The sequence below is a fragment of the Pseudomonas sp. FSO-7 genome, assembly GCF_059579345.1.
Window position 1 is genome coordinate 4,906,897 of sequence record NZ_CM184193.1, and the last position, 25,058, is coordinate 4,931,954.

23 protein-coding genes and 1 riboswitch are annotated in these 25,058 nt (G+C 62.8%); of the genes, 6 read left to right on the forward strand and 17 right to left on the reverse strand.

Features of this window, described 5'->3' with window-relative positions; genetic code table 11:
• Window positions 1-74: 74 nt before the first annotated feature.
• A complete protein-coding gene (locus tag AC515T_RS21415; RefSeq protein ID WP_496529930.1) occupies window positions 75-3,545 on the forward strand; it encodes a hybrid sensor histidine kinase/response regulator in 3,471 nt (1,156 codons plus the stop codon).
• 192 nt (window positions 3,546-3,737) lie between these two features.
• Here the strand turns inward: AC515T_RS21415 and AC515T_RS21420 are convergent, their stop codons facing one another.
• Window positions 3,738-5,123, reverse strand: a complete 1,386-nt coding sequence (locus AC515T_RS21420) for a DNA recombination protein RmuC (RefSeq protein WP_496533172.1) — start codon at window positions 5,121-5,123, stop codon at window positions 3,738-3,740.
• Window positions 5,124-5,311: 188 nt separating this feature from the next.
• The gene (locus AC515T_RS21425; RefSeq protein WP_496529931.1) at window positions 5,312-5,635 is read right to left on the reverse strand and encodes a sel1 repeat family protein; all 324 of its coding nucleotides are present in this window, start codon (window positions 5,633-5,635) and stop codon (window positions 5,312-5,314) included.
• 1,076 nt (window positions 5,636-6,711) lie between these two features.
• Here AC515T_RS21425 and AC515T_RS21430 point away from each other — a divergent pair.
• The 3 genes from AC515T_RS21430 to AC515T_RS21440 all read left to right on the forward strand — a co-directional run bounded on the left by AC515T_RS21430 (window position 6,712) and on the right by AC515T_RS21440 (window position 9,123).
• Complete coding sequence (locus AC515T_RS21430; RefSeq protein ID WP_053124246.1) at window positions 6,712-6,936, forward strand: hypothetical protein; 225 nt, start codon at window positions 6,712-6,714, stop codon at window positions 6,934-6,936.
• Between the two features lie 276 nt (window positions 6,937-7,212).
• Window positions 7,213-7,695 (forward strand): hypothetical protein, encoded by a 483-nt coding sequence (locus AC515T_RS21435; RefSeq protein ID WP_454251776.1) that lies wholly within the window; start codon window positions 7,213-7,215, stop codon window positions 7,693-7,695.
• Between the two features lie 144 nt (window positions 7,696-7,839).
• Window positions 7,840-9,123 carry an OmpP1/FadL family transporter gene (locus AC515T_RS21440; RefSeq protein WP_454251777.1) on the forward strand — a complete coding sequence of 428 codons (1,284 nt, stop codon included), beginning with the start codon at window positions 7,840-7,842 and terminating at the stop codon, window positions 9,121-9,123.
• Window positions 9,124-9,212: 89 nt separating this feature from the next.
• Here the strand turns inward: AC515T_RS21440 and AC515T_RS21445 are convergent, their stop codons facing one another.
• The 13 genes from AC515T_RS21445 to cobO all read right to left on the reverse strand — a co-directional run bounded on the left by AC515T_RS21445 (window position 9,213) and on the right by cobO (window position 20,905).
• Complete coding sequence (locus AC515T_RS21445; protein ID WP_496529932.1) at window positions 9,213-9,764, reverse strand: glutathione peroxidase; 552 nt, start codon at window positions 9,762-9,764, stop codon at window positions 9,213-9,215.
• Window positions 9,765-9,946: 182 nt separating this feature from the next.
• A complete protein-coding gene (locus AC515T_RS21450; protein WP_496529933.1) occupies window positions 9,947-11,155 on the reverse strand; it encodes an MFS transporter in 1,209 nt (402 codons plus the stop codon).
• A 52-nt stretch (window positions 11,156-11,207) separates the two neighbouring features.
• Window positions 11,208-11,612: a MarR family winged helix-turn-helix transcriptional regulator gene (locus AC515T_RS21455; protein ID WP_496529934.1), complete on the reverse strand. Its 405-nt coding sequence runs from the start codon at window positions 11,610-11,612 to the stop codon at window positions 11,208-11,210.
• Window positions 11,613-11,684: 72 nt separating this feature from the next.
• Window positions 11,685-12,416: an adenosylcobinamide-GDP ribazoletransferase gene (locus AC515T_RS21460; protein ID WP_496533173.1), complete on the reverse strand. Its 732-nt coding sequence runs from the start codon at window positions 12,414-12,416 to the stop codon at window positions 11,685-11,687.
• A 2-nt stretch (window positions 12,417-12,418) separates the two neighbouring features.
• A complete protein-coding gene (cobC, locus tag AC515T_RS21465) occupies window positions 12,419-12,994 on the reverse strand; it encodes an alpha-ribazole phosphatase family protein (RefSeq protein ID WP_496529935.1) in 576 nt (191 codons plus the stop codon).
• Window positions 12,991-14,046, reverse strand: a complete 1,056-nt coding sequence (gene cobT / locus AC515T_RS21470) for a nicotinate-nucleotide--dimethylbenzimidazole phosphoribosyltransferase (RefSeq protein ID WP_496529936.1) — start codon at window positions 14,044-14,046, stop codon at window positions 12,991-12,993. The genes cobC and cobT overlap by 4 nt, the downstream gene beginning before the upstream one ends.
• Window positions 14,043-14,564, reverse strand: a complete 522-nt coding sequence (cobU, locus tag AC515T_RS21475) for a bifunctional adenosylcobinamide kinase/adenosylcobinamide-phosphate guanylyltransferase (protein WP_496529937.1) — start codon at window positions 14,562-14,564, stop codon at window positions 14,043-14,045. The genes cobT and cobU overlap by 4 nt, the downstream gene beginning before the upstream one ends.
• Before the next feature lie 332 nt (window positions 14,565-14,896).
• Window positions 14,897-16,348 (reverse strand): cobyric acid synthase, encoded by a 1,452-nt coding sequence (locus AC515T_RS21480; protein WP_496529938.1) that lies wholly within the window; start codon window positions 16,346-16,348, stop codon window positions 14,897-14,899.
• Entirely contained in the window at window positions 16,345-17,337 is a 993-nt protein-coding gene (gene cobD, locus AC515T_RS21485; RefSeq protein ID WP_496529939.1) for a threonine-phosphate decarboxylase CobD, read from the reverse strand. Before cobD ends, AC515T_RS21480 begins: the two co-directional genes overlap by 4 nt.
• The gene (gene cbiB / locus AC515T_RS21490; protein WP_496529940.1) at window positions 17,330-18,238 is read right to left on the reverse strand and encodes an adenosylcobinamide-phosphate synthase CbiB; all 909 of its coding nucleotides are present in this window, start codon (window positions 18,236-18,238) and stop codon (window positions 17,330-17,332) included. The genes cobD and cbiB overlap by 8 nt, the downstream gene beginning before the upstream one ends.
• A complete protein-coding gene (gene bluB, locus AC515T_RS21495) occupies window positions 18,235-18,885 on the reverse strand; it encodes a 5,6-dimethylbenzimidazole synthase (RefSeq protein WP_496529941.1) in 651 nt (216 codons plus the stop codon). The genes cbiB and bluB overlap by 4 nt, the downstream gene beginning before the upstream one ends.
• Window positions 18,882-20,282 carry a cobyrinic acid a,c-diamide synthase CobB gene (locus AC515T_RS21500; protein ID WP_496529942.1) on the reverse strand — a complete coding sequence of 467 codons (1,401 nt, stop codon included), beginning with the start codon at window positions 20,280-20,282 and terminating at the stop codon, window positions 18,882-18,884. Before AC515T_RS21500 ends, bluB begins: the two co-directional genes overlap by 4 nt.
• Entirely contained in the window at window positions 20,279-20,905 is a 627-nt protein-coding gene (gene cobO, locus AC515T_RS21505) for a cob(I)yrinic acid a,c-diamide adenosyltransferase (RefSeq protein ID WP_496529943.1), read from the reverse strand. Before cobO ends, AC515T_RS21500 begins: the two co-directional genes overlap by 4 nt.
• Before the next feature lie 78 nt (window positions 20,906-20,983).
• A riboswitch (cobalamin riboswitch) is annotated at window positions 20,984-21,192 on the reverse strand.
• Between the two features lie 153 nt (window positions 21,193-21,345).
• Here cobO and AC515T_RS21510 point away from each other — a divergent pair.
• Together AC515T_RS21510 and AC515T_RS21515 are read left to right on the forward strand one after the other, a co-directional pair.
• Window positions 21,346-21,930, forward strand: a complete 585-nt coding sequence (locus AC515T_RS21510; protein ID WP_496529944.1) for a hypothetical protein — start codon at window positions 21,346-21,348, stop codon at window positions 21,928-21,930.
• Between the two features lie 175 nt (window positions 21,931-22,105).
• Window positions 22,106-23,416, forward strand: a complete 1,311-nt coding sequence (locus AC515T_RS21515; protein WP_496529945.1) for a PQQ-dependent sugar dehydrogenase — start codon at window positions 22,106-22,108, stop codon at window positions 23,414-23,416.
• A 158-nt stretch (window positions 23,417-23,574) separates the two neighbouring features.
• Here AC515T_RS21515 and AC515T_RS21520 read toward each other — a convergent pair whose 3' ends face one another.
• Both AC515T_RS21520 and AC515T_RS21525 read right to left on the reverse strand, forming a co-directional pair.
• A complete protein-coding gene (locus AC515T_RS21520; protein ID WP_496529946.1) occupies window positions 23,575-24,111 on the reverse strand; it encodes a C40 family peptidase in 537 nt (178 codons plus the stop codon).
• Between the two features lie 165 nt (window positions 24,112-24,276).
• The gene (locus AC515T_RS21525; protein ID WP_496529947.1) at window positions 24,277-24,903 is read right to left on the reverse strand and encodes a C40 family peptidase; all 627 of its coding nucleotides are present in this window, start codon (window positions 24,901-24,903) and stop codon (window positions 24,277-24,279) included.
• Between the last annotated feature and the right edge of the window lie 155 nt (window positions 24,904-25,058).

Genomic DNA, 25,058 nt, shown 5'->3' on the forward strand with positions numbered 1-25,058 from the left:
ACTGACGAACCCGAGCGGGCATGCGAGACTGTCCTGCCGGGCTCAAGTCCCGGTGTCTTTGTCCGGGAGTTTCCATGTCGTTGTCCAGCGGGCTGATCGCCGTTGTCGCCCTGGCCTATATGGCCATCTTGTTCGCCATCGCCTTCTACGGCGACCGGCGCAGCACACCGCTGCCGCCACGGGTGCGGGCCTGGGTCTACAGCCTGTCGCTGGCGGTGTATTGCACCAGCTGGACGTTCTTTGGCGCCGTGGGCCAGGCCGCCGAACAGCTCTGGTCATTTCTGCCGATTTACCTCGGGCCGATCCTGCTGCTGGTGTTGGCGCCGTGGGTCCTGCAGAAAATGGTGATGATCAGCAAACAGGAGAACATCACCTCCATTGCCGACTTCATTGCCGCCCGCTATGGCAAATCCCAATCCCTGGCGGTGGTGGTCGCGCTGATCTGCCTGGTCGGCGTGCTGCCGTACATCGCCTTGCAGCTCAAGGGCATCGTGCTCGGGGTGAACCTGCTGATCGGCGCCGGAGCCGATGCCATGGGCACCCGCGCCCAGGACACCGCACTGATCGTCTCGCTGATCCTGGCGCTGTTCACCATCGTGTTCGGTACCCGCAACCTGGACGCCACCGAACACCACCGCGGCATGGTGCTGGCGATTGCCTTCGAATCCCTGGTCAAGCTGTTCGCCTTCCTGGCGGTCGGTGCGTTCGTGACGTACGGCCTGTACGACGGTTTCGACGACCTGTTCAACCAGGCGATGCTCGCCCCACGCCTGGAGCAGTATTGGAAAGAAACCATCAATTGGCCGTCCATGGTAGTGCAGACCGGGGTGGCGATGATGGCGATCATCTGCTTGCCGCGGCAGTTCCACGTGACCGTGGTGGAGAACATCGAGCCCCAGGACCTGCGCCTGGCCAAATGGGTATTCCCTGCCTACCTGGCCCTGGCCGCGCTGTTCGTGGTGCCCATCGCTCTCGCCGGGCAGATGATGCTGCCCAGCTCGGTGCTGCCGGACTCGTTCGTCATCAGCCTGCCGCTGGCCCAGGCCCATCCGGCCCTGGCCGTGCTGGCGTTCATCGGCGGTGCCTCGGCGGCCACCGGCATGGTGATCGTGGCCAGCGTGGCGCTGTCGACCATGGTTTCCAACGACATGTTGTTGCCCTGGCTGCTGCGCCGCAACAACGCCGAACGCCCTTTCGAAGTGTTCCGCCAGTGGATGCTCTCGGTGCGTCGGGTCAGCATCGTCGTGATCCTGTTGCTGGCGTATGTCAGCTATCGGCTATTGGGCTCGACGGCGAGCCTGGCGACCATCGGCCAGATCGCCTTCGCCGCCGTGACCCAACTGGCCCCAGCCATGCTCGGTGCGCTGTACTGGAAACAGGCCAACCGCCGCGGTGTGTTCGCCGGCCTCGCCACGGGGATCTTCCTGTGGTTCTACACCCTGGTGCTGCCGATTGCCGCCCACAGCCTCGGCTGGTCGCTCAGTAGTTTTCCGGGCCTGGCCTGGTTGCACGGCAACCCCTTGAACCTGCCCATTACGCCGCTGACCCAAGGGGTGGTCCTGTCCCTGGCCGGCAACTTCACGCTGTTTGCCTGGGTGTCCGTGCTATCGCGCACGCGCGTCTCGGAACACTGGCAGGCCGGGCGCTTCATCGGCCAGGAAATCAGCGCCCGCCCCAACCCCCGTTCAATGCTGGCGGTGCACATCGAAGACCTGTTGCAACTGGCCGCGCGTTTCGTCGGCGAAGAGCGGGCGCGGCAGAGCTTCATTCGCTTCGCCTATCGCCAAGGCAAAGGCTTCAACCCGAACCAGAACGCCGACAGCGAATGGATCGCCCACACCGAACGCTTGCTGGCCGGTGTACTCGGCGCCTCTTCGACACGGGCGGTCGTAAAAGCTGCCATCGAAGGTCGGGAGATGCAGCTCGAAGACGTGGTCCGGATCGCAGACGAAGCGTCGGAAGTGCTGCAGTTCAACCGTGCCCTGTTGCAAGGCGCCATCGAGAACATCAGCCAGGGCATCAGCGTGGTCGACCAGTCCCTCAGGCTGGTGGCGTGGAATCGCCGCTACCTGGAACTGTTCAAATACCCGGACGGTTTGATCAGTGTCGGCCGGCCCATTGCCGACATCATCCGCTACAACGCCGAACGCGGCCTGTGCGGGCCGGGCGAGGCGGAAGTCCACGTCGCCAGGCGCCTGCACTGGATGCGCCAGGGCCGTGCCCATACCTCTGAACGGCTGTTCCCCAACGGCCGGGTCATCGAGCTGATCGGCAACCCGATGCCCGGTGGCGGTTTCGTCATGAGCTTCACCGACATCACCGCCTTCCGTGAGGCCGCACAGGCGCTGACCGAGGCCAACGAGGGGCTGGAGCAACGGGTGGCCGAACGCACCCGAGAATTGTCCCAACTGAACCTGGCCCTGACCGAAGCCAAGAGCACCGCCGAAGCGGCCTATCAATCCAAGACCCGGTTCCTGGCGGCGGTCAGCCACGACCTGATGCAGCCGCTCAACGCCGCGCGCCTGTTCTCCGCCGCGCTGTCCCATCAGCACGACGGTCTACCGAGCGAGGCCCGGCAACTGGTGCAACACTTGGACAGTTCACTGCGCTCGGCTGAAGACCTGATCACCGACCTGCTGGACATTTCCCGCCTGGAAAACGGCAAGATCAATCCCGACCGCAAACCGTTCGCCCTCAACGAGCTGTTCGATACCCTCGGCGCAGAGTTCACGGCGCTGGCCCAGGAACAAGGCTTGAAGTTCCGGGTTCGCAGCTCACAGCTGCGGGTGGACAGCGACATCAAGCTGCTGCGGCGCATTTTGCAGAACTTCCTGACCAACGCTTTCCGCTACGCCAAGGGCCCCGTGTTGCTGGGTGTACGCCGGCGCAACGGCGAGTTGTGCCTGGAAGTCTGGGATCGCGGGCCAGGCATCGCCGAGGATAAGCTGCAGGTCATTTTCGAAGAATTCAAGCGCCTGGACAGCCATCAGACCCGCGCCGAAAAAGGCCTCGGCCTGGGCCTGGCCATCGCTGACGGCCTCTGCCGCGTGCTCGGCCATACCTTGCGCGTACGCTCCTGGCCGGGGCGTGGCAGCGTGTTCAGCGTCAGCGTGCCGTTGGCCCCGGCACAGGCCGTCGTACCGAGCCCCGTGGTCGAACCCAACGGTCATTTGCCAAGCGGCGCCCAGGTGCTGTGCGTCGATAACGAAGACAGCATCCTGATCGGCATGAACAGCCTGCTGACACGCTGGGGGTGCCAGGTATGGACGGCGCGCAATCGCGAGGAATGCGAGCGTTGGCTGGCCCAGGGCGGTCGACCGCAACTGGCCCTGGTGGATTTTCATCTGGACGACGGCGAGACCGGTACCGAGCTGATGGCCTGGTTGCGCACGCGCATGGGGGAACCAGTGCCGGGGGTGGTGATCAGCGCCGATGGCCGTCCCGAGACGGTGGCGCTGGTGCATGCGGCGGGCCTGGATTACCTGGCCAAGCCGGTGAAGCCGGCGGCGTTGCGGGCGCTGTTGAGTCGGCATTTGCCGTTGTAGGGACCACACCGTGATCCTGGGAGCATAGCGGCCTCTGTGGTGAGGGAGCTTGCTCCCGCTGGGCTGCGCAGCAGCCCCCTCTTTTGTGAGTGCTGCGCACTCAAGCGGGAGCAAGCTCCCTCGCCACTGGGTTTTGCTTCAGCCTTGGGTTTTGCTTCAGCCTTGAATTTTGCTTCCGCCTTGGGGCCTGCTTCAGTCTTGAGAAGGTTCAGCTTCTTCGGCCAACTCGGGCAACCCGTCCGCCCCCGCCATCGCCCGTTCGAGCAGTTCACTGGGCAAGCTCTTGCTGGCCCGGGCGCCGAGCAGCTTGAGCTGTTCGCTGCGGCTGATCAGGTTGCCGCGCCCTTCCGTCAGCTTGTTGCGCGCCGCACTGTAGGCTTTGTCCAACTGCTGTACGCGACTGCCGATCTCGTCCAGGTCCTGGATGAACAGGACGAACTTGTCATACAGCCACCCCGCTCGCTCGGCGATTTCCCGGGCGTTCTGGCTCTGGCGTTCCTGCTTCCACAAGCTGTCGATCACCCGTAGCGTCGCCAGCAACGTGGTCGGGCTGACGATCACGATGTTGCGGTCGAAGGCTTCCTGGAACAGATTCGGCTCGGCTTGCAGGGCGGCGGAAAACGCCGCTTCGATCGGTACGAACAGCAACACGAAATCCAGGCTGTGCAAACCGTCCAGGCGCTTGTAGTCCTTGCCAGCCAAGCCTTTGACGTGGGCGCGCAACGACAGCACATGTTGCTTGAGGGCCAGTTGCCCGATGGCGTCATCTTCAGCGGCCACGTACTGCTGATAGGCCGTGAGGCTGACCTTGGAATCGACCACTACTTGCTTGTCGCCCGGCAGATAAATCAATACGTCCGGCTGGAAACGCTCGCCGTCCGGGCCCTTGAGGCTGACCTGAGTCTGATACTCACGGCCCTTCTCCAGGCCGGCATGTTCAAGCACGCGCTCCAGGATCAGTTCGCCCCAGTTGCCCTGGGTCTTCTGGCCCTTGAGTGCCCGGGTGAGGTTGGTGGCTTCGTCGCTCAGGCGCAGGTTCAGTTGTTGCAGGCGTTCCAGTTCCTTGCCCAGGGAGAAGCGCTCCCGGGCCTCGGCCTGATAACTTTCTTCAACGCGTTTTTCGAAGGACTGGATGCGTTCCTTCAGCGGATCGAGCAACTGGCCGAGGCGTTGCTGGCTGGTTTCGGCGAAGCGCTGCTCACGTTCGTCGAAGATCTTCCCGGCAAGCTCGGCGAACTGTGCCCGCAACTCGTCTCGCGAGCCTTGCAGGTCATCCAGGCGTTGCTGATGACTTTCCTGCTGCTCGCGCAGTTCGGCCTGCAACGACGCCGCCTGGGCATCGAGCCGCCGCAGCTCGGCTTCCTTGTTGGCGCGTTCGAGGTTCCAGGCGTGGGCCGCATCCCGGGCATTGTCGCGCTCGATCTGCAGCAATTCGACTTCACGGCAGGCCGCGGCAAGCTCGGCTTGCTTGGCGGCGTTGGCCTGGCTCAGGTCGCTGATTTCATCGCGGCAGGCATCGAGCTGGGCGTTGAGGCCATCGTGGGCCATGTGGGCCGTGGCCAGGCGCTCCTCCAGCAGGGCCTGTTCGGTCTGCGCGGCAGCGGCTTGGCGTTGCAGGTGCCAGGCCAGTGCCAGCAACGGCACCGCAGCGCCTGCCAGGCCAAACAACAGGCTGGTCAAATCCATAGCCATGACAATTCCTGCCGATCAAATAGAGCCCGAAGGTTAACCAAGCGGCTGGGGGTTGCCCAGCTCAGTCTGCGATTTCAGTCTTCGATTTCATCGAGGGCCCGGCGAGCACGATCGTCGCCGGCCCGGGCGGCCTGGCGCAGCAGGTCGTGGCCGATGCGTCGATCCCGGGCGTTGCCGCATTCACGGCACATCAACTGCCCGAGGCGACTTTGCGCGGCCACTACGCCTTCACGGGCCGGTTGCTTGAGCAGACGACCGGCCAGGTGCTTGACGCTGGGGCTATCCCCCAGCCGCGGGCTGTCGAGCAGCCACTCAGCCACCCGCATCGACATACGTTTGGGTGGGGTAACACCCGCGGGTGTTGAGGTAACAGGATTTGATACTGAGCGAAACTTCATAAAACACTGTGGGACAGATCGGAAGGCGCGCCACTCTACTCCTTTTTTCGTACGGGTAAAGCCGAAAAAAAACCGGCACGCCCGTGCTAGAGCAAGCGCTTGGGACAATCCACAGAAGCTGTGGATAACTCAGTGGACAACCCCCCCTGAACTCGCGCAAAGCCCTGTGGAACGGGGCCTGCGCTCAAACTGACGATTTTTTCACCAGTAAAAAAAAGCGATGTTTTTCATTGACTTAAATTTTGGATACAGGCACCTACCCCGGATTGTTCCGACATGACAGTTCGGTGACAAGTGGTATAGGGAGTGTGCACAAGTAACAGCTGAACGGGTTATAACGCTGCGTTTTTTTGGCGTATCTGGCGGTAAAAGCTGGGGATAACCCGAGGCAATACGCGACGGGTGGGTAAGGTAACCGCGCCAGCAGCCGTTGGGATCCTGTGCTAACCCGTTCCTCCTGGGATCGGATTGAACACCAACCCGTGGCGAGGGAGCTTGCTTCCGCTGGGGCGCGCCGCGGCCCTGTTTTGGGTCTGCTGCGCAGCCCAGCGGGAGCAAGCTCCGTCGCCACGGGACATGGCTCGGCTTTCCTGTCATGCCTCACTTGAATATTCTTTAACCAACACCCTTCCCTTCACGGGTTCGATCCGTTAGTATCCGCAGCGTTAGTACCAAGCTGAAAGTCAATTCCGGGTCGAACACATCTCCACGGTCAGCTATCCTCCAAAGGACGCCACACCGAAAAAGAGACCGCCCCCCTCGATGGTTTCCAGGTAAATCTTGCGCCAACACAGCCTTTGACCGAATGCAAAGGGTGTTGCCAGGCTCATTACTCTGACCGAACCAACCTGCAAAATTGATCAGGATCTTCACCCCGGGCCCAGAACCTTTGCCCTCGATGTGTTGCCTGCCCTCCTAAGTACCTACCTGCCAGCCCAAGCGCGCACTTATATAGCGCTCAAACTGGCTGCTTTGTTCCAGTCGGGTTCTTCGTTCGACCAATGGTGGTCGACGTTACTGGAACGTTTTAACGTTGCACGGTTCTTAACCGTGTCATTTGTAGGAACACCCATAACATGTCCAATCAAATCCACGCACAGGATGCTATCCGCACCCTCACCAACGCTTTTGCACCGATGAACTGCCTGATCATGGCCGCTCGCAAAGGCTGCTTCAGCTTCACGCTGGTCAACGAACACGGCATCGCCCGTCACAGCGAACGCCTGTACCCCGACCAGTACTCCAGCGCCGAACCGCTGCAGGCCGTGATCGAGCGTACTCGCCAGGCACTGGTTGCCTGAGACGCCAGAAAGGCTGAAACCCCAAAGGCCCCGCCCAGAAAGCGGGGCTTTTTATTGCCTGAAATTTCTCGATTAAGCGAAGCGGCGTAAGCACCAAGGGATATAACAGTTATAACCGTTCGCCGAAGATGTTTTAAAAACAGTCCTTTACAGCGGGAATATGACACTACACTTCAAGTCAAGCGGCATGATCCGCTTCCGGCGGGGGCCTGGACCGATCCACAGCTGCCAAGCCCACACTCTTCAGGCTCCGCCCTTTCACACTTCGAGGGTTTTATGGGTATCGCTGCCAGCGAACTGTGCCGATATGTGATCCGCCCGACGCTGCTCTACCTTGAGCGTCACAGCGCAACCGCGGAATCCTTGTTGCTGGGCATTGCCGCCAGCCAGTCGGCCCTGGGTTCGGCCCTGCATGATCGACGCGGACATGGCCTGTATCGCATCACCGAGCCCCGACACCAGGCACTCTGGGACCATTACCTGGCACGAGACCCGGAACGGGCCAGCCTGGTGCGCGGCCTGGCCAGCCAGCACGCCTTTCTCAGCGGCCCGCACCTGGAGTTGACCGTCAACCTGCGCTACGCCACCGCCATCGCTTGGCTGTTGGTGGAGGAACAGAACACCCCGCTTCCCGACGCCGATGACCTGCTGGGCATGGCCCGCATCTGGCGTCAGACCTTTCACCCCCAAGGGCGCCTGCGAGATTTCACCTGCGCCTGGCAAAGCTGTGTTTCGCCACTGAATCAGGTCGCTTGCTGACGCGGAACTTGGAAAGTTCTTACAACAGTCGCGAATTTGGTCTGATTGTCCTACAAAACCGCTCTAAATCAAGCCATACAGGCTATAGCGCTTGACCGAAAATGTTGGTAATTTTCGCCCCGGTGATCACCAGGAGTTCTAACAATGAAAAAAATGATGCTCAAAACCACCCTTGGCCTTGCCGTGACCTTGGCATCCACACAGCTTTTCGCCAGTGGTTTTGCCTTGAACGAACAAAGCATCAGTGGCATGGGCACTGGTTTCGCAGGTCGTTCTTCCTCTGCCGATGACGCCAGCACTGTGTTTGGCAACCCTGCCGGCATGTCGCGCCTCAAGCGCCAGCAAGTGACCGGTGGCTTCGCCGCCATTGATGCCTCCACCGATATCGACGATGCCAGCGGCACCCAGTCCGGTACCAACAAGGGCGACATGGTTCCGCTCACTGGCGTCCCGATGGGTTATTACGTCAAGCCCATCGATGATCAATGGGCTTTCGGCCTGGGTGTCTACGCACCGTTCGGCTTGATCACCGACTACGAAAATGGCTTCCAGGGCCGTAACTTCGGCAGCAAGAGCGAAGTGAAGGTCGTCACCTTCCAGCCAACCGTCAGCTATGCCTTCAACGACAAGGTATCGATCGGTTTCGGCCCGACCATCAACCGTATTTCCGGCTCCCTGGAATCGGACCTGACCTCGCCCCTGTCGCCGAATGACGGCAGCGTGAAGATCAAGGGCGATGACATTGGCTATGGCTACAACATCGGCCTGCTGGTCCAGGCGACCGACACCACCCGTGTTGGCCTGACCTACCACTCCAAGGTCAAGTACAAGCTCGAAGGCCACACCGAAATCAGCCCAGGGGCGGGTACGCCTCCCAGCCTGCTGAATGGCGCGCGCTACGATGCTTCTCTGGACATCACGACACCCGAATCGGTGGACTTTTCGGTCACCCAGCAAATCAATGATGCCTGGACCGTCTACGCGGGCAGCACCTGGACTCGTTGGAGCCGCCTGAAAGAAATCACCGTGAACAACGACGGTGTGACGCCTGCCACGGGCGGCGCTTTCGCGCCTGGGTTCTTTAGCTCCATTACTGAAGAACAGAACTGGCACGACACCTGGGCCTACGCCATCGGTACCTCCTACCAGTTGAACAAGCAGTGGGTACTGCGTACCGGCCTGACCTTCGACCAGGCGCCGACCAACAACCAGGACCGTTCGCCACGCATCCCGACCGGCGACCGGACCATCTTCAGCCTGGGCGCCGGCTGGAGCCCGACCGACGACCTGACCATCGACGTGGCTTATTCCTACCTCAAGGAAGAAAAAGTCAACGTCAGCGGCAGCAATGCCCTCGGCCAGTCCTACAACGCCAAATATGAAAACAGCGCCAACGGTTTCGGTGTCGGTGCAACCTACCGCTTCTGATGTTTCACGGCGAACCTGACCCCCTCGCCACCTGAAGCGAAAAAAAGCCCCGCACTCTGCAAAGAGGCGGGGCTTTTTCGTGGCAGGCGTCAGGGCTTGGAGGCAATGGCCGCCTCTACCGCCTTGATGAAATCGGGATCGTCAGGCTTGATCCGGCTGGAAAAACTGCCGACGACCTTGCCCTGGCGGTCCACCACGTACTTGTAGAAATTCCATTTCGGCGCGCCGGATTGTTCAGCCAAGTGCTTGAACAGCGGTATCGCATCCGCACCACGCACCGGCTGCGGTTCGGTCATGGTGAAGGTCACACCGTAATTGACGTAGCAGACCTTGGCGGTTTCCGCCCCGTCCTTGGCTTCCTGCTTGAAGTCATTGGACGGTACGCCCAGCACTTGCAACCCTTGGTCCTTGTAGCGCTGGTTGAGCGCCTCGAGGCCTTTGAATTGCGGGGCGAACCCGCAGAAACTGGCGGTGTTGACCACCACCAGAGGCTTGCCGGCAAAGCGCTGACACAAATCGATGGTTTCCTTGGCCCGCAGCTTGGGCAACGAACCCTCCAGCAACGGCGGGCAATCGGCGGCCCAGACTTGCCCGGTCACAGCCAGCAACAGGGCGGGAACAGCAAACCAGCGCATCAACATGTCGGTTTTCCTTAAATGCATGTCAGACCACGACGTTACTCCGCCACGCCCGTCGCCGTCCATTGTTCAGCACGTGCCCATGCCCAACTGCATCAAGGCCAACCCGCCCTGGTGCCAGCCCCACCAGGCGAGCGCCAGCAACAGGCCGGCACCGGCAACGATCAACCACGGGCCGATGCGACTCATGCCGCACCGACCTGGACTTGCAGGCGCGCCACCGGCCGTTCACGCACCGGCCAGTTCAACGCCGCCGCCAGCAGGCTGAGCAGGATCGACACCTGCCAGATCAAGTCGTAGCTGCCGGTGCGGTCATACACCACCCCGCCCAACCAGCCACCGAGGAACGAGCCCAACTGGTGGAACAGGAACACGATCCCACCCAACATCGACAGATTTCGTACACCAAACAGGGTCGCTACGGTGCCGTTGGTCAACGGCACCGTCGACAGCCACAGCAAGCCCATCGCCATGCCAAACAGGTACGCCGTGGTGGTGGTCACCGGCAGCCACAGGAACAAGCCGATCACCACCGCACGCAGCAGGTACAACCCGGTCAACAGGCGCGGCTTGGACATCCGTCCGCCCAGCCAACCAGCGGTGTAGGTGCCGAAGATATTGAACAACCCGACCAGGGCCAACACGGTGGTGCCGACGCCGGCGGCCAGGTGTTGGTCCACCAGGTACGCCGGCAAATGCACGCCAATGAACACCACCTGGAAACCGCAGACAAAAAAGCCCACCGCCAGCAGCCAGAACCCGGAATGACTGCACGCCTCACGCAAGGCTTCGGCCAGGGTTTGTTCATGGCCGGCCACCGGCAACGGTGCGTCCTTGAGCATGCTCACCAGCGGCACGATCAACGCCACCAGCAGCCCCAGTGCCAACAACGCCGCCGACCAACCGAGCCAGCCGATCAACCCCAGCGTACCGGGCAGCATGGCGAACTGGCCGAAAGAGCCGGCGGCACTGGCGATACCCATGCCCATGCTGCGTTTTTCCGGCGGCACGGCCCGTCCGACCACCCCCAGAATCACCGAGAAGGACGTGCCCGACAGACCGATACCAATCAAAAGGCCCGCGCTCAACGACAAGGACCATGGCGAGTCGGCCATGCCCATGAACACCAGGCCCAGTGCGTAGAGCACACCGCCGATCAGCACCACTTTCGCCGCACCGAAGCGGTCGGCCAGCGCGCCGGTGAAAGGCTGCGCCAAGCCCCAGATCAGGTTCTGCAAGGCAATGGCGAAGGCGAATACCTCACGACCCCAGCCGAACTCGGCACTCATGGGCGCAAGGAACAGGCCGAAGCCATGCCGCACACCCAGGGATAACGCCAGGATCAACGCGCTGCCCACCAGGACCCAACCACAGGTACGCCACATCGATGTCATTCTTGTTCTCCATTCGCGGGTATATACCCACTTATCATCGAACGAACCGGCTTCACGCCAGCTCATCCAGCAAGGCCAGCAAGGTCGCGCGCTTTTCGGCGCCCAGCTTATCGATCAGTTTCTGCTGCGCCGCTTCCCAGGCCGGCAACGCTGCCGCCAACCGGGCGTGCCCCGCGTCAGTGAGCACGACGATGCGGTTGCGCAGATCATCGCCCTCGGCCAGCGCCACCAACCCCTCGCCTTCCAGCACCCGCAGGTTGCGCCCCAGGGTGCTGCGATCCAGACCCATGGCCTCGGCCAGGGAGGAAATACTCGGCTGGTCCAGGCGCACCAGGTTGTTCAGCAAAGAGTACTGGGCAACGTTGATCCCGAAGCCGTCGAGGGCGCCGTCGTAATACCTGCTGACGCCACGTGCGGCACGACGCAGGTTGATGCACAGACATTGGGAAGGGAGCATGATGCGTGTATATACCCGCGACTAAGTGAATGCAAATTTAAATGAACGCTGCCCTGTCGACAAGCTCCGGATTCAACTCAACGCCAACGCGACCAGAACGGCGGTTTCCAGCAGCTCCAGCAAGGCGCCCGCCGTATCTCCGGTGCAGCCTTGCAGCCTGCGCAGCATCATCCGGCGCAAGCCGATGAAGACCAGCGTAGTCACCACCAACGTCCACAACCCGGCCCAGCCCAGCAACAGCAGGCAGCCCAGCGCACAGGCCGACAACACCTGCCAGCCCGTGCGGCGTGGCAGGTGATCGGCGAGCGCCTGGCCCAACCCACCGGCACGCACATACGGCGTCGTCAGGAACAACCCCAGCAATGCGCCACGCCCCAGCATCGGCACGATGAGCAATGCCAAGGCCTGCTCCTGTTCAATCAACGCCACCAGCGCTGTCCATTTGAGCAGCAGCACCACCACCAGCGTCACGACGGCAATCGGTCCGCTGCGCGGATCCTTCATGATCAGCAGCGTCCGCTCGCGATCACCAAAACCGCCAAGCCACGCATCGGCGCTGTCGGCCAGGCCATCCAGGTGCAACCCACCGCTCAGCAGCACCCACGCCGTCAGCACCAGCGCGGCATGAAGCAGCAACGGCGCACCGAGCAATAACCCATCCAACGCCCATAACAGCCCACCGAACACGAGCCCCACCAGCGGATAGAACAACAGCGAACGCCCCAACTGTCCGGGCTCGGGCATCCCGGGCAGACGCACCGGCAAGCTGCTGAGGAATTGCAGGGCGATCCAGAAGGGCAACATCGTCAATCCGCCTCTTTAAGCACTGAACCTGCCGACACTGTCAGGGAAAACAGCGCGCCATGACCGACTTCGACATTGAGCAGTTGCTCGCGAGGCAGGCCGCGGGCCTGGGCCAGCAGCAGGCGCATCACGCCGCCATGGCTGACCAGCAAGACCCGCTGACCGGCATAGGCCGCGTGCAGGCGTTCGACCGCCGCCAGGACGCGGCTGGAAAACGCCAGCACCGGCTCGCCTTCGGGGGGCGTGAAAGCATAGGGGTCGGCCCAGAACCGGCCCAGTGCCTCGGCGTCGGTGTCCATCAACGCCGCCGCGCTACGACCTTCCCAAGCGCCGAAATGCAACTCTTGCAGGTCTTTGTCCAAGTGCACCGGCACGTTGAGTCGGGCACCGAGTTGTTCGGCGAAACGGGCGCAGCGCTGCAAGGGCGAGCTCACCAGGCGATCCCAGGGTCCGCCTTGAGCGACGGCTGTGTGCATCTGCTCCCAGCCCCTGACCGTCAAGGCGTCGTCGAGGCTGCCGCGCAAGCCGCCACCCAGTTCGGTTTCGCCGTGACGCAGCAGGTCCAGGCGCAGGGTCATGCCGGGCGGTCCGCCACGGCCGCTTCGGCAAACGTCGCCATCTGCCCGTGAAGGTCACACGCCAGGCGCAACAGCGGCACCGCCAGCGCCGCGCCACTGCCCTCGCCCAGGCGCAGGCCGAGATCCAGCAGCGGTTCGGCGCCGAGGGTCTCCAGCACGTGACGATGGCCCGGTTCGGCGCCGCGATGGGCGAACAGCAACCACGGCCGGCACGCGGGATTGAGGCGCACCGCCACCAGGGCTGCGACGCTGCAGATGAAGCCATCCACCAGCACGACGACGCCCTGTTGAGCACAGGCCAGGTACGCGCCGACCAACGCGGCGATTTCAAAACCGCCGAGGTTGAACAGCGTCTGCAACGGGTCGTCACCCTGGGCTGCGTGCAACGCCAGGGCCCGTTCGATCACCTGGGCCTTGCGGCTGATACCCGCGGCGTCCAACCCTGTGCCCGGCCCCACCAGATGCGCCACCGGGCATTCGAGCAAGGCGCAGGCCAGGGCGCTGGCGGCGGTGGTGTTGCCGATGCCCATCTCGCCGCCGATGAACAATTGCGTCCCGGTCGCGACGGCACGCAGCACACTGTCGCGCCCGGCGTGCAAGGCTTGCTCGCCCTGGCTCACCGTCATGGCCGGGCCCTGGGCGAAATTCGCCGTGCCCGGCCCGAGGTTCAGATGCCGCACACCGGGCAGGTCCAGCGCAGGCGTGACGGTGCCCAAGTCCACCACTTCCAGGGAAGCCCCCAGTTGTCGCGCCAGGACGCTGATGGCCGCGCCGCCGCTGACGAAGTTGAGCAGCATCTGCCCGGTGACCTCTTGGGGATAGGCCGATACGCCTTCGGCCACCACGCCATGGTCGCCGGCGAAAATCGCGATCCACAGTCGGTCGAGGCTCGGCTTGACCTGCCCTTGCAGACCCGCCAATTGCACCGCTACCGATTCCAGTCGGCCCAACGAACCGGTGGGTTTGGTCAGCTGTTGTTGACGGGCCGCGGCCAGTTCCAGCGTTTGGGTATCGACGGGCTTGCACGGGTCCAGCCACCAACGATGATTCATAACGCAGTACCTTTGAGAGTCAGGGGCAGGCCAGCGACGGTCAGCACAACGCGCTGACAACGTTCGGCCAAGGCTTGATGCAGCCAACCGGCTTCATCGACATAACGGCGAGTCAGCTCGCCCAGCGGCACGACACCCATGCCGGTCTCGTTGCTGACAAAAATGATTTCACCGGGCAGTGAGGCAAGGCAGTCCAGCAGTGCTTCGCGCTCGGTATTCAGTTGCTCGGAATCGTCGAGCATGAGCAGGTTGGTCAGCCACAGGGTCAGGCAATCCACCAGCAGGCATTGCCCGGGGGCGGCATTTTCCCGCAGCACCCGTGCCAGGGCCAAGGGCTCCTCCAGCAGCGCCCATTCGGCCGGTCGCCGGGCACGGTGTTGAGCGACCCTTGCGTTCATCTCGCCGTCCAGGGGTTGGCTGGTGGCGATGTAGGTCACTGGCAAGCCGGTGTCCGCCGCGAGTTTCTCAGCCAGGCGACTCTTGCCGGAGCGGGCGCCGCCGAGGATCAGTTGCAGCATGTTTTTTACCTTTCAAATGGCGGTGTTGCTGCCGGCCCCATCGCGAGCAAGCTCGCTCCCACAGGGGACTTATGTACACCCGCAAATCCAATATGGAAGCATGGGCTATTAAGCGGTGTTGCTGCCGACCTCATCGCCAGCAGGCTCGCTCCCACAGTTGATCCAGGGTGTACATGAATGCTGTGGTCATCAGAGATCCAATGTGGGAGCGAGCTTGATCGCGATGAGGCCAGAGCAGCCGCCCTAAATCCACAGAGCTCACACTGGACCTGCTGTGTACACAAATCCCCTGTGGGAGCGAGCTTGCTCGCGAAGGGGCCGATACAGGCACCTCAAATCCCACAGAGTTCACGCAACAAGCCGGTATCCAGATGCCGCTCCACCAGGTCCGCCAACCGCTCGATGTCCCGTTCGCGCAACCCGTGATAGTCCACCGCCTGCACATCCTGCAACCCCGCCCAACGCAACAACGCGCAACTGGCCGCCGGTGATTCGAACAACCCGTGCAGGTAGGTGCCGAACACCTGTCCGTCGAGGCTTTGGGCGCCGTCGCAACGGCCGTCTTCCAGGTGCACCGCGGCGTTTTCCAGGGCCGGGCCGGTGGTCACGCCCGCGTGGATCTCGTAGCCATTGACCTCAGCAGCTTCCAGGGCCAGTCGCCCGCGCACATTGCGCAATTGCTTCTCGTGTTCCAGGGTCGTTTCAAAATCCAGCAGGCCCAGCCCGGCACTGGAACCGGCCGCGCCTTCCAGGCCCAACGGGTCGTGGACGTGCTGGCCGAGCATTTGCAAACCGCCGCAGATGCCCAGCAATTTGCCGCCGTAGCGCAGGTGACGATGGATCGCCGCCTCCCAACCGTTGGCGCGCAGGTAGGCCAGGTCGCTGCGCACGCTTTTCGAACCGGGCAGGATGATCAGGTCGGCCGGCGGGATGGGCTGGCCGGGGCCGATGAATTTCAGGTCGACCTGTGGGTGCAGGCGCAGCGGATCGAAATCGGTGTGGTTGCTGATGCGCGGCAAGACCGGCACCACCACTTTCAGCACTTGCTCGGCCTTGTCGCTCTGGCGCTGATCGAGGCCGTCCTCGGCTTCCAGGTGCAGGTCCATGACGTACGGCAACACACCGATCACCGGTTTGCCGGTGCGCGCCTCCAGCCAGTCCAGGCCCGGTTGCAGCAAGGCGATGTCGCCACGAAAACGGTTGATGATGAAGCCCTTGACCCGCGCCTGTTCGCTGGGAGAAAGCAACTCCAGCGTGCCCACCAGATGGGCGAACACCCCGCCGCGATTGATATCGGCGATCAGCAGCACCGGGCAGTCCACCGCCTCGGCAAAGCCCATGTTGGCGATGTCACCGGCGCGCAGGTTGATCTCCGCCGGCGAGCCGGCGCCTTCCACCATGACCACCGGATACGCCGCGCTCAAGCGCGCGTGGGAGGCCAGCACCGCTTGCATCGCGATGGCTTTGTAATCGTGATAAGCCACGGCGTTCATGGTGGTGACGGCACGGCCATGGATGATCACCTGGGCGCCAGTGTCGCTGTTGGGCTTGAGCAGCACCGGGTTCATGTCGGTATGCGGTTCGAGCCCCGCCGCCTGGGCCTGCACCGCCTGGGCGCGGCCGATTTCGCCGCCGTCGGCCGTCACGGCACTGTTGAGGGCCATGTTCTGCGGCTTGAACGGCACCACGCCCACGCCCTGGCGCCGGACCCAGCGGCACAAGGCCGTGACCAGGGTACTTTTGCCAGCATCGGACGTGGTGCCCTGCACCATCACTGTGGTCATTGGGTGTCCTTGGCGTAGGCTTCGAAGGCCTGTTCGAGGCGCAGGAATTCATTGTCGTCGGCCGGCAACCCGAAACGCAGGCTGCTGGTATTCACGAACAAGCGCAGGAGAATGCCGCGCTGGGCCATGAAATCGTGCAGCCCCTGGGCGTGTTCGGTGACCAGCCATTGGAATAATCCGCAGCCGCCCTGAGGCTTGAAACCGTGGCGTTCAAGCAACAGCGCCAGGCGTTGGCTGGTGGCTTCGCAGCGTTGGCGCTGGCCTGCATGGCCGTCGGTGTCCAGCAGGCAGGCCTGGCCCAGTACCCGGGTCGGCCCGCTGACCGCCCACGGCCCGACTTGTTCGGCGAGCAACTTGAGCAAGCGGCGCTCGGCCAAGACAAACCCCAGGCGAACCCCGGCCAGGCCAAAGAACTTGCCAAACGAACGCAGCACGATCAGCCCGACCAGATGGGTATGCGCCGCCAGGCTCAGCGCCGGCGTAACGTCCATGAACGCTTCATCCACCACCAGCCAGCCACCGCGCTGGGCCAGGCGCGCATGCCAGTCCAACAAGCGCTCGGGCGCCAGGCTCAGGCCCGTGGGGTTGTTCGGATTGACCACCACCAACACGTCGAGGCTGTCGAGGAAGAAATCCACTTCCGCCTCCAGCACCTCGCGCACGATATAGCCACTTCGACGCCAGGCTTCGGCGTGCTCGGCGTAACAGGGCGACAAGACACCGACCTTGCCGCTGCGACGCAGGCGCGGCAACAGCTGGATGGCCATCTGCGAACCGGCCACCGGCAGCACATTTAATGCACCGTAGTAGTCGCAGGCGGCCTGCTCCAATCCATCATCGGTTTCCGGCAGGCGCGCCCAGGCCCGCAGGGGAATGGCCGGGACGTCGAACGGCCAAGGCGCGAGGCCACTGGACAAGTCGAGCCAATCGGCCTCGGCAATGCCGTATTGCCGGGCCGCGTTGCGCAAGCGCCCGCCGTGCTCAAGCATAGAACGCAGCTCCCAGGCAGAGAATCAGCAACCACAACCATACCCCGCGCTGGACCAATTGCCAGCCGCGATCAATGGAATCGGCACTCGCCGGCACGCCTTCGCCCAAGGGCGGACGTTGGTGCAGTTCGCCGTGGTAAACCGCCGCCCCGCCCAACTCGACACCCAGCGCTCCGGCCCCGGCGGCCATCACCGGCCCGGCGTTGGGGCTGTCCCAGGTCGGGCCCTGGGTGCGCCAGCACTTGAGCGCCAGGCGAGTCTTGCCGAGCAGCGCGTAGGTCAACGCCACCAGGCGCGCCGGAATGTAGTTGAGCCCATCATCGATTTTTGCCGCCGCCCAGCCGAAGCGCTCGAAACGTTCGTTGCGATAGCCCCACATGGCGTCGAGGGTGTTGCTCAGGCGGTACAACACCACACCGGGCACGCCGGCCACGGCGAACCAGAACAACGCGGCGAACACTGCGTCGCTGCCGTTTTCCAGCACCGACTCGGTGGCGGCGCGGGCCACGGCGGTTTCATCCAATTCAGCCGTCTCGCGACTGACCAGGTAGCCGACACGTTGGCGCGCCTGCTCCAGGTCACCGCTGCGCAGCGCCCGCGCCACCGGCTCGACATGCTCGCCGAGGCTGCGCAGACCGAGGGCACAGTACAACGCCAGGATCTCCACCAACCAGCCCACCATCGGCGCCCAGGACAGGGCCGTGGCGAGCAGGGTCAACGGCACCACGGCGATCACCCACGCCGTCACCCCGTGGCTGCGCCAACCGCGTCCTCCGGCATTGAGGCGTTGTTCAATGCGATCGGCAAAACCGCCAAACGCCACCAGCGGATGCCAACGCCGGGGCTCGCCCAACAGCGCATCCAGCGCCACCGCGGCGGCACTGAGCAACGCCACACTCATGGGCTCACTCCCCAACGGTTTTCATACAGCAGTTCATTGAGCGGACGCGGTTGCGCCCACCCTTCCAGGGCGAGCATCGGCGCCGGGTAAAAACCCTCGACCGGGCCCAGGCAGAGGATCGCCAGCGGCTTGGCCCCGGCGGGCAGGCCCAGCAGGTCAGCCAGGGCCTGGGGTTCGAACAATGACACCCAGCCCATCCCCAGCCCTTCAACGCGGGAGGCCAGCCACAGGTTCTGGATCGCGCAGGACAGCGAGGCCAGGTCCATTTCCGGCAAGGTCCGACGGCCGAAGATATGCCGCTCGCGATCCTCCATCAACGCCGCCACCAGCACTTCGGCACAGTCATCGATGCCTTCGACCTTGAGCGTCATGAACTCATCGCTGCGCTCGCCCAGGGCCTCGGCGGTGCGAATGCGCTCCTGCTCCACCAGTTCGCGGATCTGTCCACGCAAGGCGCGGTCGCTGATGCGGATGAATCGCCACGGTTGCATCAGGCCGACGCTGGGGGCCTGGTGCGCGGCTTCCAGCAGACGACGCAGCAAGGCCGGTTCCACCGTACCGCCGCTGAAATGGCGCATGTCGCGGCGCTCGGCGATGGCGCGGTAGACCGCTTCGCGTTCGGCCTGGCTAAAGGCGTTGTCGGTCATGGCCGCTTCGCGAGCAAGCTCGCTCCCACATTGGCAGGTGTTGTACTTGAGCCCACACGATCCCCTGTGGGAGCGAGCTTGCTCGCGATAGCGGCCTCAAGGTCAGGTGCAAACAACGCGGCAATCGCCCTCGGATTGGACGGAAAATAAAAGTGCACATAGGAAGCCGTCATCCGCCCCTGCCGGAAAACCGCCTCCGCCCCTCGCCCGCCATTTGGGCTATGGCCACGGGCAATCGGTTCAAGCTCGGTGCGGGTCAGGGAGTGATGATAGGTGTGCCCGCGCAGGTTGCCTTCCGGCAAATCCACCGACTGCAGCGCCAGGGCCGCCAGGCGCTTTTGCATCTGCGCATCGCCGGCCAGCAAACCCAGCAGTTCGGCGCGCACGCCGTCGACATCGGTCAAGGAATCGAGCAGATACAACATGCCGCCGCATTCGGCGAGCAACGGTTTATTGGCTGCGCGGTGGGCACGGATCGCGGCCAGCATCGGGGTATTGCGGGCCAGCGCAATGTGGTGCAGCTCCGGATAACCGCCAGGCAGATAAAGGCTGTCCGCGTCGGGCAGTTCGCTGTCATGAATCGGTGAAAAGAAGCTCAACTGCGCGCCCATGGCCCGCAGCAGATCAAGGCTGGCGCCATAGGTGAAAGCAAACGCTTCGTCGCGGGCCACGGCGATGCGTACCCCGGCGAGCCACGGCTCAACAGCGATCGCCTCGGGCACGGCGAATGCCACCGCCGGTGGCAGCGCGACTTCGCAACTGCTGGCCAGGGCCTCGGCCGCCGCGTCGAGGCGCAGGTCGAGGTCGTTCAATTCACTGGCCTGGACCAACCCGAGATGACGGCTGGGCAATTCGATGCCGGTTTCCCGGGACAGCGCGCCGTACCAACGCAGGCCTTCGGTCAGGCTGCCTTCGAGCAATTGCGCGTGGCGCAGGGTGCCGACCCGGTTGGCCAAGACCCCGGCGAACGGCAGGTCCGGTTGATAACGCGCCAGGCCCAGGGCCAGCGCGCCGAAGGTCTGGGCCATGGCCGTGCCATCGATCACCGCCAGCACCGGCACGCCAAAATGCCGCGCCAGGTCGGCGCTGGACGGGGTGCCGTCGAACAGCCCCATCACCCCTTCGATCAGGATCAGGTCCGCTTCGGCGGCGGCTTCCCACAACAGCCGACGGCTTTCCTGCTCGCCGACCATCCACATGTCCAATTGATAGACCGGCGCGCCGCTGGCCCGCTCCAGGATCATCGGGTCGAGAAAGTCCGGGCCGCACTTGAAGACGCGCACCTTGCGTCCCTGGTTGCGATGCAAACGAGCCAGGGCGGCGGTGACGGTGGTCTTGCCTTGCCCCGAGGCCGGAGCGGCGATCAGCACTGCCGGGCAGTGGCGAGCATCACTCACAGCTCGACGCCTTTCTGCGCCTTGATACCGGCCTGGAACGCGTGCTTGATCATGCCCATTTCCGTGACGGTATCGGCCAGCTCGATCATCTCCGGCTTGGCGCCACGCCCGGTCACCACCACATGCTGCATCGGTGGGCGGGCTTGCAGATCGCTCAACACCTGATCGAGGTCGAGGTAACCGTGCTTGAGGGCGATGTTCAATTCGTCGAGCACCACCAGGCCGATGGACGGATCGCTGAGCAACTGGCGCGATACGGCCCAGGCGGCTTCGGCGGCGGCGATGTCGCGCTGGCGGTCCTGGGTTTCCCAGGTGAAACCTTCGCCCATGACATGAAAGCGCACCTGCTCCGGGAAACGGCGGAAAAACAGCTCTTCACCGGTGCTGTTGCGGCCCTTGATGAACTGCACCACGCCGCATTGCATGCCGTGGCCCAAGGACCGTGCGAGCATGCCAAACGCCGAGCTGCTCTTGCCCTTGCCGTTGCCGGTCAGCACCAGCAGCAGACCGCACTCGTTCGGCGAGTTGGCAATGCGCTCGTCGATCACGGCTTTCTTGCGCAGCATGCGCGCCAGGTGGCGTTCGTCGCGATCAGACGTATCAGTGCTGAGGGAGTCAGTCATGGGAGCTCTCCGTTGAGATTGGATAACGGCGGGCGGGCAGAAAAAAGACGGCAACAAGCCTGGCATCGCCCACCGTGATGCCGTTGGATGAATCAGGCCGGTCTCCGGGCTCATGAGCGGCGTGGTGCCTGACTGTGCGCCTTCCCATGTCGGCGACACAGTGGCTTAAGCACAGCATTGACTCATTTACCGTTGCGGGGGCAGCGCCGGGTTCGTGTGCACTCACCGGCTTCCCTGTTTCACTCTGTCGAACACCGTCACAGAGCACCTGAAACAAGCGGCGAAGGTTAGAGGGTTGGGGGTGGAGCGTCAATTAAAGCCGCCTGTCGGGGCGCCCTTTGGCGCCGATCAATAAAATGACGCCAATCTTGTGTGATCCTGCGACAAGTGATATCAAAGCGACATTACGACCCAATATCACAAGAGCAAGAGGGCAAATCATGCAAGGCATGCTCATCAGCAATCCAAAACTGGAATTCCTGCGCCCGATGCTGGAACGCTGGTTTGATTGCATCGACCGCTACAACGCGGTGCGCGGCGATAACGACACGCCCTATTGGTTCGATGAAAGAGCCAACCTCAGCTTGTTGTCGGCCGCCGCCTGGATGGCCGAGATGGTCACGCTGCAGAACGCGCCGACCCGCAAGCAGAATGAAGAAGGCGAACGCAACGTCAGCGCCGACCTGTTCATCGCCAGCACCGAGGAACGCGCCTTTATCCAGGCCACCCAACGCTGGCCCAAGGTCACCAACCTGAACCTGACCCAACCGCTACTGGAAGCCACCAGCGATGCCAAGCGCATCAGCTACGCCAGCGACCTGAAGCTGGGCTGCCTGTTCGTCGCGCCACAAAAAGCCCAGCAAAGCGCCACGCCCGAAGAACTGCAGGACATGATCGACGATCTGCAGAAGGAAAACACCTGCGCCGTGGCCTGGTACTTCCCTTACGCCTATCGCAAGTTGCGCAACGAAGCCGGGCAGTACCACCCTGGCATCGCGGTACTGTTCAAGCAGGCCCACGGCTGATTCCTTCGGCAAGGAACTGTGGGAGCGAGCAAGCTCGCTCCCACATTGGATTTTCAGCAGATATAACATCCATAGACACCACAGGGATGCCTGACTGACTGGCATCCCCACAGTTGAACCATCACACGTCTACGCTCCTCTATGAATAACTACATGCATTCATAGGGAAGCCAGCATGCTCAAGCCACCCCATCTTTTGATCGTCGCCCTTGCCGCCGGACTCGTCGCTTGTGGCGAGTCTTCCACGCTGCAAGTGTCCGATGGCACCGGTCCTGCGCCAAAACTGCCTGAACCGAACAAGACCCTGATCCCCACCGTCAACATCGCCGAAGCCATCGGCTGGCCGCAAGGCGCCAAGCCAACCCCGGCCCAGGGCCTGCAAGTGGACGCGTTCGCCGAAGGGCTGGACCATCCGCGCTGGCTTTACGTGTTGCCCAATGGCGATGTGCTGGTGGCCGAAACCAACGCCCCGCCCAAGCCAGATGACAGCAAGGGCATCCGTGGCTGGGTGATGAAAAAAGTCATGGGCCGCGCCGGTGCCGGGGTGCCCAGCCCCAATCGCATCACATTGTTGCGCGACGCCAATCACGACGGCATCGCCGAAACCCGCACGGTGTTCCTGGAAAATCTCAACTCGCCATTCGGCATGACGCTGGTCGGCAATGACTTGTACGTGGCCGATACCGACCGGCTGATCCGCTTCCCCTACAAGGACGGCGATACGCAAATCAAGGCCCAGCCGACCAAGGTCGTCGACCTGCCTGGGGGCACGCTCAACCATCACTGGACCAAGAACGTGATTGCCAGCCGTGACGGCAGCAAGCTGTACGTCACCACCGGCTCGAACAGCAACGTCGCGGAAAATGGCATGGAGGCCGAAGAAGGTCGCGCCGCCATCTGGGAAGTGGACCGCGCCAGCGGCAATCACCGGATCTTCGCCTCAGGCCTGCGCAACCCCAACGGCCTGGCGTGGGAACCGCGCAGCGGCGCGCTCTGGACAGCGGTCAACGAACGGGATGAGATCGGCAGCGACCTGGTGCCGGACTACATCACATCGGTCAAGGACGGCGCCTTCTATGGCTGGCCCTATAGCTATTACGGGCAGAACGTCGATGCCCGGGTCGAACCACAGAACCCGGCCCTGGTGGCCAAGGCCATCGCACCGGACTACGCTGTCGGCCCCCACACCGCCTCACTGGGCCTGACCTTCGCCGAAGGCAGCGCCTTGCCTGCACCGTTTACCGAAGGGGCTTTCATCGGTCAGCACGGTTCCTGGAACCGTAAGCCCCACAGTGGTTACAAAGTGATTTTCGTACCGTTCAACGGCGGCAAACCGGTGGGGCAACCGGTGGATGTGCTGACCGGCTTCCTGAACGCCGACGAAAAAGCCCAGGGCCGGCCAGTGGGCGTGGTGATCGACAAGCAGGGGGGATTGCTGGTGGCTGATGATGTCGGGAACAAGATTTGGCGGGTGTCGGCTAAATGACCATCGCTAAAGACGTGTGATGGCCCCCTGTGGCGAGGGAGCTTGCTCCCGCTGGGGCGCGCAGCGGCCCCCTGCTTTTGGCGGTTGCTGCGCAACCGAGCGGGAGCAAGCTCCCTCGCCACAAAGAGCCTCTCCAGCAGAATCGATCTTCTTAACCGTTAGGGATTACGCGCCAGATGCTCCGGCTGTAGCACACGCTTGGCGCCCAGATAGGCCTTCTGCCAATAAGCCTTGGACAGGCTGTCGAGCTTGACCGTGCCACCCGTGGCCGGCGCGTGGACGAAGCGCCCCTCGCCGACATAGATCCCGGCGTGGCTGACCTGAGAACCGCCGTTAGTGGCGAAGAAAACCAGGTCACCGCTCTGCAACGCATCCTTACCCACTTCAGGCGCCCGCATGCTGATCATTTCCCGCGTGGAACGTGGCAGGGCAATACCGGCAGCGTCGCGGTACACATAACCGATCAAGCCACTGCAGTCGAAGCCCGAATCCGGCGTGTTGCCGCCCCAGCGGTATGGCGTACCCACCAGACCCAACGCCCGGAAGAGTACATCTTCGGCGGCCTGGGCAAAGGGTTGCGAGGGTGCAAAGACCACCGGGGCCCGCACGACAGGCGCTGGCGGTGGGGTACGGCTGGCGCACGCACTGAGCAGTGCGGCGAGGAAGATGAGCGCGAGGCGGGCCGACGTCGACATATGCAGAACAATCCTGATCTGGATGCGGCTTTTCTGCCGTGGGCATGAAAACAAATCCGCCTGCGTAATACGCAGGCGGATTGCCATCAATCAATGATCAAGGATTCTAGCGACTATATGGCAAACTTCAAGTAAGACTTTAAGTTTGCCTTACAAACTGTGTGCTTACTTGCGAGCAGTGACCACAGTCGGGGCCATGGCGAGGGCGCGCTTGGCTTCGATGAAGGTCTTGCTCCAGTAGCTGTCGCCCAGGCTGTCGATCCGCACGCCACCGCTGCGGCGGCTGCTGGAATGGATGAACTGGTTGTCGCCCAGGTAGATACCGGCATGGCTGACGCGACCGCGACGACCGTTGGTGCTGAAGAACAGCAGGTCACCGGGCTCCAACTGGTTGCGTGCTACCAGAGGGGCGTTCACGTTGATCATTTCGCGAGTGGAACGCGGCAGGCTCATGCCGGCCTCTTCGCGGAACAGATAACCGATGAAACCGCTGCAATCGAAGCCGGCTTCAGAGGTACCGCCAAAACGGTAGCGGGTACCGATCAACGACATGCCACGTTCCAGGATGCTGTCAGCCAGCACTGGAAGCTGGTAAGGCTTGCTGCCGGCGAAGGCCGCGAGCTCTTTGTCGGAGGCCATTTCTTCCTGGAACGCAACGGAGGAAGACTGGGCAGTAACGGAATTCTGGACCTGTGGTTGGGGCGCTTGCTGGGACACTGGAGAGTGGGCAGCGCAACCGAACAACAGGGTAACGAGTGCGAGAGGCACGAGGGGTGCGAAGCGATTTAGCATGGGCACGACCGTGGCTGAAGTAGTAAAGATGGCGAGACTATGCCTTCTATCAACCTCATTTGCAAATTCAATCGATGCAAATGTGACTTCTCGGTTTTACGTTTACATCTAAGCGCTTAAGCCCATTTTGAACGTCACGTGGCCTGCCGCCCAGC